Source organism: Streptococcus varani, assembly GCF_001375655.1.
In the GTDB taxonomy this organism is placed as follows: Bacteria; Bacillota; Bacilli; order Lactobacillales; family Streptococcaceae; genus Streptococcus; species Streptococcus varani.
On sequence record NZ_CTEN01000003.1, the window covers coordinates 26,703 to 40,971 of the forward strand.

10 protein-coding genes and 2 pseudogenes are annotated in these 14,269 nt (G+C 40.2%); 3 read left to right on the forward strand and 9 right to left on the reverse strand.

What is annotated here, in order from left to right; all coding sequences use genetic code 11:
• Window positions 1–14: 14 nt before the first annotated feature.
• Window positions 15–533: an NUDIX hydrolase gene (locus tag BN1356_RS06250; RefSeq protein ID WP_093650557.1), complete on the reverse strand. Its 519-nt coding sequence runs from the start codon at window positions 531–533 to the stop codon at window positions 15–17.
• A 25-nt stretch (window positions 534–558) separates the two neighbouring features.
• A complete protein-coding gene (locus BN1356_RS06255) occupies window positions 559–1,575 on the reverse strand; it encodes a DNA glycosylase AlkZ-like family protein (protein ID WP_093650558.1) in 1,017 nt (338 codons plus the stop codon).
• Window positions 1,576–1,820: 245 nt separating this feature from the next.
• Here BN1356_RS06255 and BN1356_RS06260 point away from each other — a divergent pair, with 245 nt between their 5' ends.
• From BN1356_RS06260 to BN1356_RS06270, 3 genes are all read left to right on the forward strand, one after another.
• On the forward strand, window positions 1,821–2,558 hold the full coding sequence (locus BN1356_RS06260) for an alpha/beta fold hydrolase (RefSeq protein WP_093650559.1): 738 nt from the start codon (window positions 1,821–1,823) through the stop codon (window positions 2,556–2,558).
• Complete coding sequence (mprF, locus tag BN1356_RS06265; protein WP_093650560.1) at window positions 2,545–5,055, forward strand: bifunctional lysylphosphatidylglycerol flippase/synthetase MprF; 2,511 nt, start codon at window positions 2,545–2,547, stop codon at window positions 5,053–5,055. The genes BN1356_RS06260 and mprF overlap by 14 nt, the downstream gene beginning before the upstream one ends.
• Before the next feature lie 154 nt (window positions 5,056–5,209).
• Window positions 5,210–5,956 carry a histidine phosphatase family protein gene (locus tag BN1356_RS06270; RefSeq protein ID WP_093650561.1) on the forward strand — a complete coding sequence of 249 codons (747 nt, stop codon included), beginning with the start codon at window positions 5,210–5,212 and terminating at the stop codon, window positions 5,954–5,956.
• A 73-nt stretch (window positions 5,957–6,029) separates the two neighbouring features.
• Here BN1356_RS06270 and ltrA (BN1356_RS06275) read toward each other — a convergent pair whose 3' ends face one another.
• The 7 genes and pseudogenes from ltrA (BN1356_RS06275) to BN1356_RS06305 all read right to left on the reverse strand — a co-directional run bounded on the left by ltrA (BN1356_RS06275) (window position 6,030) and on the right by BN1356_RS06305 (window position 14,204).
• Window positions 6,030–7,307 (reverse strand): group II intron reverse transcriptase/maturase, encoded by a 1,278-nt coding sequence (gene ltrA, locus BN1356_RS06275; protein ID WP_093650562.1) that lies wholly within the window; start codon window positions 7,305–7,307, stop codon window positions 6,030–6,032.
• A gap of 460 nt (window positions 7,308–7,767) precedes the next feature.
• The gene (locus BN1356_RS06280) at window positions 7,768–8,250 is read right to left on the reverse strand and encodes a YbgA family protein (protein WP_093650563.1); all 483 of its coding nucleotides are present in this window, start codon (window positions 8,248–8,250) and stop codon (window positions 7,768–7,770) included.
• Window positions 8,251–8,648: 398 nt separating this feature from the next.
• A pseudogene (locus tag BN1356_RS06285) lies at window positions 8,649–9,515 on the reverse strand (iron-containing alcohol dehydrogenase); the annotation flags it as partial.
• Window positions 9,512–10,540, reverse strand: a pseudogene (ltrA, locus tag BN1356_RS06290) (group II intron reverse transcriptase/maturase); the annotation flags it as partial. The pseudogenes ltrA (BN1356_RS06290) and BN1356_RS06285, both read right to left, overlap by 4 nt.
• 460 nt (window positions 10,541–11,000) lie before the next feature.
• Window positions 11,001–11,483 (reverse strand): YbgA family protein, encoded by a 483-nt coding sequence (locus BN1356_RS06295; RefSeq protein ID WP_093650563.1) that lies wholly within the window; start codon window positions 11,481–11,483, stop codon window positions 11,001–11,003.
• A 398-nt stretch (window positions 11,484–11,881) separates the two neighbouring features.
• Window positions 11,882–13,033, reverse strand: coding sequence for an iron-containing alcohol dehydrogenase (locus BN1356_RS06300; RefSeq protein WP_093650564.1), 1,152 nt, complete (start codon window positions 13,031–13,033; stop codon window positions 11,882–11,884).
• A 43-nt stretch (window positions 13,034–13,076) separates the two neighbouring features.
• Window positions 13,077–14,204 (reverse strand): glycoside hydrolase family 98 domain-containing protein, encoded by a 1,128-nt coding sequence (locus BN1356_RS06305; RefSeq protein WP_093650565.1) that lies wholly within the window; start codon window positions 14,202–14,204, stop codon window positions 13,077–13,079.
• Between the last annotated feature and the right edge of the window lie 65 nt (window positions 14,205–14,269).

A 14,269-nucleotide genomic window follows, 5' to 3' on the forward strand; every position in this document is an offset into this window, starting at 1 on the left:
ATTTTTTGAATAGATTAGTCAAACCAACCTTCATCTATCAGCATCTGCAGAACCCTAGCTTCTCTTTCAAACATAACTTTATTATAAGGGCTCGTCTTTACTTGATCATTTTTCCGGATGGCTTCTCTAGGATCAACAAAGTGCAAAATATGTCCTTCTTCTGCTTCATAAGCATCTAAATTTTGGGGAAAGATATGATCTTCAACTTGACAAAAATAGTAATAATTATCCTGAATAAAACACTGATTCTCATCCCGATCGCTTTTCTGAATGCGATGGACTAGGCCAAATTCTCTGATACTATCCGGTTTGACAATGAGTCCAGTTTCCTCTAATGTTTCTCGAATCATTGCTTTCTCTGGTTTTTCTCTATTTTCAATGCCTCCACCGGGAAACTTATAATAATCATATTTTTGACTGTAGACCATGGCTACTTTGCCTTGTGACAAGATAATCGACCTCGCTGAATCGCGTTGAAAAATAGTCTTACAACTTGCGTAATCCTTGGCGTCCATTTCAAATAACAATCGCATCTACTCACTACTTTCTATCCTTGTCTTACTCAAAGGCAATTTTGGGATGTTTCTCCTCTGCTGTTTGCAGAATGATTTTTTTATCTGTGGCTTTCATCTGGCTAAAGGGTTTGATATAGGTCACTCCCTTTTCTTTGCGCCAAGTGGCAACTAACTGTCCATCTAACATAATGGTTGGTTTCAGGATACCGGTCATGGTGTAGATGTTTCGGATAAACCGAGGATCAAAAAAAGGATTGTCGCGTTTTTCCAAACTTAATAAGAGGGCATCAAAACCTGCAATAAAGAGAACTCTTGGAATAGCCACTGGATCATGAAGTTCTCCACTATAGAATCTAGTTTTGCCGTCAACTTCAATACTAGTAAGATCTAATTTTTTCATCCAAGTTTCAATGACACTGTTATTCTCCTTGAAATAGTATCTGGCATCCCTTAGGCTAACCGGTCCGAAACCTGAAAAATAACGTCTGGCGATTTCCAGTTCTGCAGCTTCTTTTGCCATAGGAGTGTAGTTTTCCAAAAGTCCAAAAACTCTCTGTCCATATTCTTGGTAAATCAAACCTTGAGCAACCAGTGAGAAAAAAATACCACCCCAAGCATTAAAAAGTGTTTTTTCCTTTTCAAGACTAAGTCCATCTTCGCGACAGATCATTTTTAAGTCTTCTCGTTTCTTATTCCCAGACTTGAAACTATGGAGAATGAGTTGAGCATAGTAGTTTTTCTCTTCCGCAGAGAGGATGCCATCCCAAGACGCTTGATGGAGGTTGGGTTTGCAATAATTTCTTCCCTCATACAAGTAGAGGGGGATTTCTTCTTTCAGATAGGCATGAACAGTCCCACGGATAGACCACTGTCTGACTAAGTTTTGGCTCCAATCACTGGCAAAATCTTCTGAACTAAGCCTCGTTTTAAATCCCTCAGTGGCATAGGTCTGGAACTGAGCCTGAACGCCGTTATGCTTTCTGCAAATCTCATTGACTGTCATGGGTTCTATCAAGCCCATTTTTTGTAAGACAATGGATTTCCATTCTAATGTATTCATCTACATACTCTCTCCATGGTATCAATTCATTTTTCCTAAAATACTCTTAAAGGTATTATATAACTTAAAGATGAAAATAGCGATTTTCTGATAGAGAGAAGTACCATAAACTCTTTGTCATGGACTAAGGTTCCTTAGCTTTGTGCTATAATATTAGTTAGAAGAGAGTTTTGAAAAGTGAAATATGTCGTCTTCTTATTATTTTGATAAAAAGAGAGCATTTTCAGAGAAAGCGGGCTTGAAAGATGAAAAAAACAAAGAAAGGCTATCTCTCCTTAAGGGATGAAAGTAAAATTTACTACGAAATAGCAGGACAGGGTGATATCCTTTTTCTACTTCATGGAAACAACAGTGACTTGACCTATTTTGATAGCCAGCTACCGGCATTTCAGGAACATTTTCAAGTTATCCGCTTTGACTACCGTGACCATGGTAAGTCACAAAATGCCCGAGACAAGTTAACTTTTTCAATTTTAGTAGAGGACTTAAAGGAGATTATGGATCATTTTGCGATTGAAAAAGCTACCCTATTGGGTTTTTCAGATGGAGCTAACTTGGCTGTTAAATTCGCTACTTCCTATCCTGAAAGAATCAACCGCTTGATTTTAAACGCACCCAATTTAAGCTTTGAAGGCTTGCATACCATAGCTCAGATAGGTTCCATCCTATGGCACGGTATCACTAAATACTTGCCTTTCATGGAGAAAGAACACCGTGTTGCTGGACTCCTAGTAGAAGACCTTAAGATTAGTAAGCGGGACCTACGTCAGATCACTGCCCCGACCTTATTCTTAGTGGGACAATTCGATGTGATTCGCCTGGAACATATTCTATTTCTGGCTCACTTGGTAAAAAACTCGACTTATCATATTTTGATAGGCCAAGGACACCAAGCCTCCCAGAAGAAACCACAATATTTTAATCGCTTGGTTTTAACTTTCTTAGAAAAATCAACCAAAGGAGGACCTGATGGAGAAAATTAGAAAATACAAATGGCTCTTGCGATTCGTACTAGCTGCTATCATTTTTATCATGGTTTTCCTTGATTCTGGTAAATTTCTTGATAACTTGTCCCTTGAAAGAGTCCGACAGTATCTAAATTCCTATGGAATTACTCAGCTTTTAGCCATTGGTCTGCTAGGGATAATAAGCACTATTCCGAGCATTGGTTATGACTTAGTCTTGAGTCGGAAAACGAAAATCAAAGAAAAGTGGAAAAAGATTATCACAATTTCTTACGCCATCAATGCGTATAACAAAACAGTCAGTCTGATTGAAACCATTTATGTTGGACTTAGGTATTTCTTCTTTTATAAAAAAGCTGAAAAAAAGGCAGAATTCCCCAAAACGATTGATAGTATTCTCCCCTTTCAAATCATCGGCTTGTCCATTCTAGCCTTTATAACTAGTCTGCTCGTCTTGTCGGGCCATTGGACAGGCTATGCAGACAGATATGTTCTCATTATCCATAGCTTTTCCCTCTACTTTATTGGACTTCTTGTTCTAGTGAATCTGACTTCTTTTAAAGTATTTGAGGGACTCTCCATGAAAGATCAACTGACCTTAGCAGCAACTTCGATACTCGAATGGGCAACGCTCTGTTCTTCTTTTCTTTTAGTTGGGCTGGTGATTGGTATTGACTTTAACCTTTTATCAGTGGCTATCTTAGTGATTGTTGCTAGTCTTATAGGTATCTTGTCCGCTGTTCCAGGAGGCTGGGGATCTTTTGATTTGGTCACTCTAGCTGGTTTGATGTCCATGGGTCTGTCAGGAGAATTGGCACTGACCTGGTTGATTGTTTATCGGCTTGGAATTTTCATTTTACCCTTCTTCTTGGCTACCGGCATCTTCTTTCAACAACTTGTTTCAGATACTAAAAATAAACTAGCTCATGATGTGGGTAATATTTTAAGAAGCTTGTTGCATAAAGCAAATGCTAGCTTTATTTATCTTTACGGTCTGATTTTTATTGCTCCTATTGTGGATCTGACTGAAGTCAAATTAGTCAATAAGATGACAAATCTATTGTTCCAAACCCATCTCAACCTAATCAATAACTTCCTATCCATTGCTATTGGTATCCTCTATGTCTTTATAGGTCGGTTGGTATTTTGCAAACAGGAGAAGGCTCTCAACATACTAATTCCGAGCTCCTTGGTTACAGTCCTTTATTTACTGGTCAATGGTGGTGGCTGGTGGTCTATTTTACCACACATTCTCATGATTGCTCTGACTTATCTAACCCAGAAGCAGCACTTCCGTATTCAATTTTTATATGCTTGGGAAGATTTGACTGTCGATTTGATTATCATTTCTTTGGTGAGTATCATCAATTTTAATCAAATTGGAAAAGACATTATGAGAAAACCACAATTATCCATTAGTATTTCTTTGATTTATATTGTCCTTTTTATCTTTTTTATGATTTTGCTTCTCAAAGCTTTGCTTAGTTATTTGAAAAGTGACCAGGATAATCTGAAATTAAAAACGGATACCCTTACTTTCATTGATTTTAAGATAAAATATGGAACAAGTTTGGAAGGTAATTTGTATTTCACTGGAGATAAGTCTATCTTTTATTATGAAAACGAAAGAGGTGAAAAAACTATTGCTTTTCAGTACGCCATTGAAGGCAACAAACTTCTAGTTTTGTCAGAGCCTTTCGGTCTGGAATCCGATCAACATGCTGCATTAGAAGCGTTCATTGAGATTAGTGATCGATTGAGTTACCAGCCTGTTTTTTATGAGGTTGGTGAAAAAACCACTTTGAAACTACATGACTATGGTTATCACTTTTTGAAGTTGGGTGAATTAGCCTTAGTAGCTGCACAAAAGTTCTCTTTACAAGGACATGGAATGAAAAATCAACGCTATGTCTTGTCTCGTTTCGAAAAAGATGGCTTGAGTTTCCAAGTTTTGAAGGCACCTCATAAGGAAGAGACCTTGGCTAAGTTAAAAGAAATCTCCGACAAATGGTTAGGGTCTCGAAAAGAAATGGGTTATTCACTTGGATTCTTTCAGAGAGATTATCTGCAAGCTTGTGATTTGGCCATCGTTACTAACTCCGATGGTAGGATCATCGCCTTCGCAAATTTGCTTCGTGATGAGCTCGGACAGAAATTGGGCATCGACCTCATGCGCTTTGATAAAAATTCTTCTCCCAATGCGACCATGGATTTCATGTTTATCAAACTCTTCTTGTATGCACAAAAAGAGGGTTACCACTTCTTCAGTCTTGGTATGGCACCTCTGTCCAATGTTGGACTCAAACCCACAGCTCCTATTCTTGAGCGCTTTGTACATCTGGTTTATAAGTATGGAAATAAATTTTATTCATTTTCTGGACTCAGGCGTTATAAAGCAAAGTACGCCAGCAAATGGCTTCCCCATTATATTTCCTATTCTCCACACAGTTGGCTAATTTACGACATCATTGCACTTCTTATCGTTTCAAAAAGACCAGTAGACAATGAGTTTTAAATTCTGCTACTTCTCTCTTTATTTTCTAGATCAGCTAGTCTTTGATCTCTGACCTACCCTATTAGATAGAATCCTTTACTTACGAATCACTTTTATTGACAAGTTAGAACAGGAAAACTTATCATTATTTTAAAAGACATAGGGAGGAAATACCTTGCCGTTCAAGAAAAAATTATCGCTTTCTATCTCAGCCAGTCTCTTGGTCCTTTTATTGGTAGCCTGTGGAGCAAAGGAATCTGAAACAAATAGTCCCGAAAGCACAACTAATCAAGTTCAAAATGAACAAGGTAGCCATGCATCATCCGCTCAGAAAGACAACCTAGTTGTTGCAAGGACAAAAGTCATTGATAATCCTAGACCGCAAACACCTAGCGATCTAGTTGAGCGCCTAAAAGAAGGAGGCCTGGTGATTTTTCATCGCTATACTGGTGCCACACGTGGCAATTCTGATGTTGAGGCTGTCCCAGGAACTTATGATGATGGACAAAGAATCAGTGAACAGAGTATTCAAGCCATGCAGGATTTAGGGTATAAATACCAAGAATTAGGCATCCCTGTCGAAACGGTTTACAGCAGTGAGTATTTCTTTGTATGGCAACACGCAATCGAAGCATTCAAGAGCCTTAATCAACCCATTCAAATTCACAGAGACTTTACTGGTTCTCTCTTCTTTACGGATCAAAATGAACTGGAAGTTTCCTTGCAAGGACTTCGTAATCGAACAGTAACTCCTCCATCTCCGCATACCAATACTGTCTTTTTCACCCATCAAGGAAAATTTGATAAGGCATTTGGTTACTATCCAGATGCCGGCTGGACCATGATTTTTCAACCAGATGGCTCGGGTATTCCAAAGGTCATCGCCAACATGCCACTGGAAGAATTTTTAATGTTACAATAAATTCTAGAATCGAGTAGAGACTAATTCCTAGCCCCTCTCACACCACCGTGCGTGCCGTTCGGCACACGGCGGTTCAACTAACTTTTAACGCATGTCGTTCAAGATAATAATCTAGGCATGAAACTAGTCCACGTTTAGCGAGGACTGGTTTTGATATAGCTCGTTTTAGAATTGACTTTTGTGCCACTAATTGATAGTGGTCACCCCAGCCAGATACCTTATCAGCTATCCATTTGGGAGTCCCTAGTTTAAGTAGTCCCCAAAGTCGCCTTGACTTCTTCTTCCATTGTTTCCAAATAATAACTCTAATTCGTGTCCTCAATCGTTTATCAATTTCTCCCATGACTGACTTCATGTTAGTCAATGCGAAGTAGTTTATCCATCTGCGAATAAGCCAGTTGAGTTTCTCAATACGGCTACCCAAGTCAGTGCTCCATTTGCGTGTTGTGAGCTTCCTAAGTTTCCTCTTGAAACTCTGGATACTCTCTTGATGTGGACGACTTTTCCAACCTTCAGCTGATTTCCAGAATCCGAATCCAAGGTACTTCAGTTGACTCGGTCTGGTAATCTTAGTCTTGGTCATATTGACTTTCAATCCCAGTCGCTTCTCAATGAATCGGCTAACTGAATACATGATACGTTTGGCAGATACTTCGCTCCCAACTGTGATGACACAGTCATCTGCGTACCGGACGAAACGAAGCCCTCGATTTTCCAATTCCTTGTCCAGCTCATTGAGCGTGATATTGGACAGGAGGGGAGATAGATTCCCACCTTGTGGTGTTCCCACCAGCGTTTTATGGCGCTGTCCATTGATAACTACACCCGAATGAAGATACCTACGAATCAGAGACTCTGTATCTCCATCTTGGATAATGTTATGGACAAGAGACATCAATCTATCTTGGGGAACTGTGTCGAAGAATTTCTCAAGGTCAATGTCCACAATCCACTCATAGCCATCATTAAGGTATTCTAGTAACTTGATGATGGCTTTTTCGCATGACCGTTTCGGTCTAAACCCATAGCTCGTTTCGGAGAAATGAGGTTCACACAGAGGGCTGATAACTTGGACGATGGCCTGTTGAATCATTCTGTCCATTACTGTTGGGATGCCAAGCTGGCGGACTCCTCCATTGGGCTTTGGGATTTCAACGCGTAGGACTGGTTGAGGTTTGTATTTTCTCTGTTTTATCAACTCTTTGGTTGGTCGCCAATATTGGCGGAGATATTCATCCATTTGGTCAATGGTAATGCCATCAATTCCAGCTGAACCCTTGTTGACTTTCACTTGATTGTAGGCTTCCACCATGTTGGAGCGAGATAGAATAGTATCTAGTAACTGTGACATGTGCGTATTCCTTTCTTGTTTCGGTGTCTGAGGGACATCTTATATTGGTGAACCTTCCTCTAGTCAATACATGACCGCATCCAGTTCTATCAGACCGCTAGTTTTACAGACACAAGTGAAGTAGGATTACTTCGGTTAATTGTTAAGCCCTTCGCTCCACTTCCATTACTCTCGTGATTTACGCATATAGGTTACGACTACCTATTTGGACTTTAGAGCTTTCAGCCCCCTCATCCGCTATATACGCCTTAATATCACGTTTCTGTTCGTAGAGCCACGATTTCGCTATCCCTTCCTCTCCCCGCTACCTCGCGATAGTCAGGCTTGGGAGTCGCTATTGGGTTCACCGGTAGCGGGTGCCCACGGAGGACTTGCACCTCAGATGTACGACATGCCCGTCGTACTGCAAAAAGTGCTTATTCTCAGGAAATAGGCACTTTTTTTGATTTTGCTTGTACATTCAAGGCTGGATGTTTATAAAATAATACGATTCCAAGAGGTAGTGCACGTGATATTTTTTGGTTAATGCATATAGGAAGGCTTTCATTTCGCTTAACTCTATTTCATCGCCAATAAAACTGTCCAGCATATTCTTGTAGATTTCTTTTTCTTCTTGTGTCGCTGTATTTTTAAAATATCCCCAAACATGATCAATAGAATTTACCTTTGTCAGACGATCGGTTTTCTCTTGGAGTGCCTGGCAGATTAAGATTAAAAATTCTTGCCCTGGAAAGGCCTGCTTATCCTTTAACAAGTGTCTAATTTGCAGATAAATCTTGTGTGAATGCTCTAAGATTAAGTATTTGTACTTAGCCCACTCTTGCTCTATCGCTTTCATTTCTCCAAGAGAGTGTATATACTGATAGGATTGTCTAATCTGTTCTTGGTAAACTTCGTCAAGATTCAAGAACAATTCTTGCTGAAATATATCCTGCTGACTCATAACTTCCCCTTCTCTACTGAAGCAATCCGATAGGGATTACAAAAATGCTATCTAAAAAAATGCCCTACTCTCTACTTGTATTATACCTTAAAAATGCTTTATTGTAAGGAGGCAATGCGATGCAAATATACCCACGTTTTCATCAATATCGTTTTGATTTGCAATAGTAAAAAGCCACACAAGACTATCATCTCATGTGGCTGCATCGATGGTTATAGTCTTTTGAATTACCTCTGATACACCGTCACTATCGGCTTGCCGTACTACAGTTGAGAGAAACTTAGTTTCTTCTATTTCCAACCTCCAACAGTCACTCCCCTGACTGTTGGAGCTACCTGCGCCTTAGTTTCTAGTCTGAAAGCGAATTTATTTGACTCTATATTGTATTTCAATTGTCCTTAAAACAATTCTTTGTAGAAGGCAATGGTTTCTTCTAGTGTTGGCATGAATGGGTTGCCTGGTGCGCAGGCATCAACCAGAGCGTTCTTAGACAGGTATTCAAAGTCAAAGTTTGCTTCCTGAATATCCAGTTCTGTCAATTTCTTAGGAATACCAACTGTTTCAGAGAGTTTTTCAATTTCAGAGATGGCATAAGTTGCGCATTCTTCATCTGATTTGCCATCAACTTGAAGTCCGAGTGCCTTGGCTACATTACGAAAGGCAGCTGGAACCCGTTTGGCATTTTCTTTTTCAATGATTGGCAATAACATGGCACAGCAAACACCATGTGGCAAGTGGTAAACCGCTCCTAATTGGTGGGCCATAGAGTGTACATAACCAAGACCAGCATTGTTGAAGGCCATACCACCGAGGAAAATCGCATTGACCATAGCTTCACGCGCTTCGGTGTCATGCCCATCTTCAACGGCACGTGGCAAATACTCCTTGATGAGCTCGATAGCACCGATAGACAGTTTTTTGGTGACCCCATAGGCACCAGGTGTTACCAAGGCTTCAATAGCATGAGTCAGAGCATCCATACCAGTTGCAGCAGTCAAGTCGGCTGGTTTAGACATCATGAGTTCCGGGTCATTGACAGACATGAGGGCTAGACTATTCTTATCCACCATGACCATCTTAACCTTGCGGTCTTCATCTGTAATCACATAGTTGATGGTAATTTCTGCTGAAGTGCCTGCGGTGGTATTGATAGCTACGACTGGCAAGCCCTTATTGACTGACTTATGGAGCCCTTCCAGTTCTTGCGGTGTCATATCGTTTGTCGCCATGACAGAGATACAACTAGCCGCATCCTGTGGAGAGCCACTAATTGATAGTGGTCACCCCAGCCAGATACCTTATCAGCTATCCATTTGGGAGTCCCTAGTTTAAGTAGTCCCCAAAGTCGCCTTGACTTCTTCTTCCATTGTTTCCAAATAATAACTCTAATTCGTGTCCTCAATCGTTTATCAATTTCTCCCATGACTGACTTCATGTTAGTCAATGCGAAGTAGTTTATCCATCCGCGAATAAGCCAGTTGAGTTTCTCAATACGGCTACCCAAGTCAGTGCTCCATTTGCGTGTTGTGAGCTTCCTAAGTTTCCTCTTGAAACTCTGGATACTCTCTTGATGTGGACGACTTTTCCACCCTTCAGCTGATTTCCAGAATCCGAATCCAAGGTACTTCAGTTGACTCGGTCTGGTAATCTTAGTCTTGGTCATATTGACTTTCAATCCCAGTCGCTTCTTAATGAATCGGCTAACTTAATACATGATACGTTTGGCAGATGCTTCGCTCCCAACTGTGATGACACAGTCATCTGCGTACCGGACGAAACGAAGCCCTCGATTTTCCAATTCCTTGTCCAGCTCATTGAGCGTGATATTGGACAGGAGGGGAGATAGATTCCCACCTTGTGGTGTTCCCACCAGCGTTTTATGGCGCTGTCCATTGATAACTACACCCGAATGAAGATACCTACGAATCAGAGACTCTGTATCTCCATCTTGGATAATGTTATGGACAAGAGACATCAATCTATCTTGGGGAACTGTGTCGAAGAATTTCTCAAGGTCAATGTCCACAATCCACTCATAGCCATCATTAAGGTATTCTAGTAACTTGATGATGGCTTTTTCGCATGACCGTTTCGGTCTAAACCCATAGCTCGTTTCGGAGAAATGAGGTTCACACAGAGGGCTGATAACTTGGACGATGGCCTGTTGAATCATTCTGTCCATTACTGTTGGGATGCCATCAATTCCAGCTGAACCCTTGTTGACTTTCACTTGATTGTAGGCTTCCACCATGTTGGAGCGAGATAGAATAGTATCTAGTAACTGTGACATGTGCGTATTCCTTTCTTGTTTCGGTGTCTGAGGGACATCTTATATTGGTGAACCTTCCTCTAGTCAATACATGACCGCATCCAGTTCTATCAGACCGCTAGTTTTACAGACACAAGTGAAGTAGGATTACTTCGGTTAATTGTTAAGCCCTTCGCTCCACTTCCATTACTCTCGTGATTTACGCATATAGGTTACGACTACCTATTTGGACTTTAGAGCTTTCAGCCCCCTCATCCGCTATATACGCCTTAATATCACGTTTCTGTTCGTAGAGCCACGATTTCGCTATCCCTTCCTCTCCCCGCTACCTCGCGATAGTCAGGCTTGGGAGTCGCTATTGGGTTCACCGGTAGCGGGTGCCCACGGAGGACTTGCACCTCAGATGTACGACATGCCCGTCGTACTGCAAAAAGTGCTTATTCTCAGGAAATAGGCACTTTTTTTGATTTTGCTTGTACATTCAAGGCTGGATGTTTATAAAATAATACGATTCCAAGAGGTAGTGCACGTGATATTTTTTGGTTAATGCATATAGGAAGGCTTTCATTTCGCTTAACTCTATTTCATCGCCAATAAAACTGTCCAGCATATTCTTGTAGATTTCTTTTTCTTCTTGTGTCGCTGTATTTTTAAAATATCCCCAAACATGATCAATAGAATTTACCTTTGTCAGACGATCGGTTTTCTCTTGGAGTGCCTGGCAGATTAAGATTAAAAATTCTTGCCCTGGAAAGGCCTGCTTATCCTTTAACAAGTGTCTAATTTGCAGATAAATCTTGTGTGAATGCTCTAAGATTAAGTATTTGTACTTAGCCCACTCTTGCTCTATCGCTTTCATTTCTCCAAGAGAGTGTATATACTGATAGGATTGTCTAATCTGTTCTTGGTAAACTTCGTCAAGATTCAAGAACAATTCTTGCTGAAATATATCCTGCTGACTCATAACTTCCCCTTCTCTACTGAAGCAATCCGATAGGGATTACAAAAATGCTATCTAAAAAAATGCCCTACTCTCTACTTGTATTATACCTTAAAAATGCTTTATTGTAAGGAGGCAATGCGATGCAAATATACCCACGTTTTCATCAATATCGTTTTGATTTGCAATAGTAAAAAGCCACACAAGACTATCATCTCATGTGGCTGCATCGATGGTTATAGTCTTTTGAATTACCTCTGATACACCGTCACTATCGGCTTGCCGTACTACAGTTGAGAGAAACTTAGTTTCTTCTATTTCCAACCTCCAACAGTCACTCCCCTGACTGTTGGAGCTACCTGCGCCTTAGTTTCTAGTCTGAAAGCGAATTTATTTGACTCTATATTGTATTTCAATTGTCCTTAAAACAATTCTTTGTAGAAGGCAATGGTTTCTTCTAGTGTTGGCATGAATGGGTTGCCTGGTGCGCAGGCATCAACCAGAGCGTTCTTAGACAGGTATTCAAAGTCAAAGTTTGCTTCCTGAATATCCAGTTCTGTCAATTTCTTAGGAATACCAACTGTTTCAGAGAGTTTTTCAATTTCAGAGATGGCATAAGTTGCGCATTCTTCATCTGATTTGCCATCAACTTGAAGTCCGAGTGCCTTGGCTACATTACGAAAGGCAGCTGGAACCCGTTTGGCATTTTCTTTTTCAATGATTGGCAATAACATGGCACAGCAAACACCATGTGGCAAGTGGTAAACCGCTCCTAATTGGTGGGCCATAGAGTGTACATAACCAAGACCAGCATTGTTGAAGGCCATACCACCGAGGAAAATCGCATTGACCATAGCTTCACGCGCTTCGGTGTCATGCCCATCTTCAACGGCACGTGGCAAATACTCCTTGATGAGCTCGATAGCACCGATAGACAGTTTTTTGGTGACCCCATAGGCACCAGGTGTTACCAAGGCTTCAATAGCATGAGTCAGAGCATCCATACCAGTTGCAGCAGTCAAGTCGGCTGGTTTAGACATCATGAGTTCCGGGTCATTGACAGACATGAGGGCTAGACTATTCTTATCCACCATGACCATCTTAACCTTGCGGTCTTCATCTGTAATCACATAGTTGATGGTAATTTCTGCTGAAGTGCCTGCGGTGGTATTGATAGCTACGACTGGCAAGCCCTTATTGACTGACTTATGGAGCCCTTCCAGTTCTTGCGGTGTCATATCGTTTGTCGCCATGACAGAGATACAACTAGCCGCATCCTGTGGAGAGCCACCACCGACAGAAACGATAAAGTCGCAGTCATTTTCCTTCAATACTGCAAGACCATCATACACATTCTTACAAGATGGGTTTGGGTCTACATCTTCAAAGACCACATACTCGATACCTGCTTGTTCAAGAGGTCCTGTCACTTTAGGTAAAATATCTGATGATGCGATAAAGTGGTCTGTCACAAGAAGAGCCTTCTTATAGCCTAATTCCTTGACATGACTCCCGATTTCATTGATCACTCCGCGACCAATCAGGTTCGTTGATGGAACATAAAATGTTGACATAATTTTCTCCTTAATTTGAGTTAATTTTTTGTGCTTACGTTAATTAGTAGTTTATATTGAAATCAACATTACCATTAGTAATAATCTTTATAGTAGTTGTTTTAGTAGTTGCATTATATTCTATTACCGGTGGTTTCATATTTGAATCTGAACTGGAAAGAATGTTCACAGTTGGTTTTTGTAGACTATTTTTCAATAAAATGACTGTTTCTTGTTGTTCAGATGCAGGTGTGTTGTGAATGTAGACTTCGTCCACCCATTTAATAGCATCTTCTTTACTTAAAGTTGGCATCAAACTAGCTGCGAGCGCACTATTTGCTGTACCCCATAAACTATCTTTGTTTATTCTGAAGTTGTTTAGTTTGATGCTGAGACCATTTTCCGTATCTGTTACAATTGCATACGAATGTGATTTAAGTGTAAGATCAAATGGTTTCCCATTTAATTCAAAGTTTCCTTTTTGATCTCTATCCTTATTGTATTCATAATTATAAACAAATAATCTATTGTCTATCTTATCTGCAAAGATATCTCCCTCGTATTCCTTTTTGTAAAGAGAATCTAATGTCGTTTTACGATTAGCTGTTGATGCCATTTCTGCTGTATTAACCCCCTCAAAGAAATGACCATTTTTATTTTGAGAATAATTTCCTCGTAAAAGGACTGCTGTATTTGCTAATACTTCATCCTTAGAAGGAGCTGGATGTTCAACAATATATTTGAAGAAATTTTTAATAACTGTGTCAAATAACGGACTAGCTTGATTTTTGACCCCATATGTATAAGCTGGGTGTTCAAAATTATAAACAGTCCCACCATTCAAATAGATATTCATAGCCTCCGCACCCAACATAGCTTCTGGTTCTGTTAACCATTGGCGATTCCCTTGAGTTTTCCCGATATTCCCATCAGCAAATAGTTTCCATTTACCTGTTTCATACCATTTCCACGTATCCATCAATCCGCCCCATTGATGTGCATAATTAGCAAGCCATAATCCTTTCATATAACTTGCTGTAGGAGCATCATTCCCTTCAGCAGCTGGGGTATTCTTGTACATGAAAATGAAATTATCTGAGTATTTCTCAACTGTTTTTTTGAAGATATCTTTTCCTTGTGTCCCTAGTGCTTTCTCAATTGAAGCTCCATTATAAGGAAATATCTGCAGCATAAGTCAGCTTACTCATCAAAAGGCAACAAGCTATTGTTACAGTCGAAAGTAGCGTATATTTAATA

What these genes read in the sequence shown, in the direction of transcription:
- BN1356_RS06250 (WP_093650557.1), bottom strand. Translation starts at nt 533, where the DNA reads ATGCGATTGTTATTTGAAATGGACGCCAAGGATTACGCAAGTTGTAAG.
- BN1356_RS06280 (WP_093650563.1), bottom strand. Translation starts at nt 8,250, where the DNA reads ATGAGTCAGCAGGATATATTTCAGCAAGAATTGTTCTTGAATCTTGAC.
- mprF (WP_093650560.1), top strand. Translation starts at nt 2,545, where the DNA reads ATGGAGAAAATTAGAAAATACAAATGGCTCTTGCGATTCGTACTAGCT.
- BN1356_RS06255 (WP_093650558.1), bottom strand. Translation starts at nt 1,575, where the DNA reads ATGAATACATTAGAATGGAAATCCATTGTCTTACAAAAAATGGGCTTG.
- ltrA (WP_093650562.1), bottom strand. Translation starts at nt 7,307, where the DNA reads ATGTCACAGTTACTAGATACTATTCTATCTCGCTCCAACATGGTGGAA.
- BN1356_RS06260 (WP_093650559.1), top strand. Translation starts at nt 1,821, where the DNA reads ATGAAAAAAACAAAGAAAGGCTATCTCTCCTTAAGGGATGAAAGTAAA.
- BN1356_RS06300 (WP_093650564.1), bottom strand. Translation starts at nt 13,033, where the DNA reads ATGTCAACATTTTATGTTCCATCAACGAACCTGATTGGTCGCGGAGTG.
- BN1356_RS06295 (WP_093650563.1), bottom strand. Translation starts at nt 11,483, where the DNA reads ATGAGTCAGCAGGATATATTTCAGCAAGAATTGTTCTTGAATCTTGAC.
- BN1356_RS06305 (WP_093650565.1), bottom strand. Translation starts at nt 14,204, where the DNA reads ATGCTGCAGATATTTCCTTATAATGGAGCTTCAATTGAGAAAGCACTA.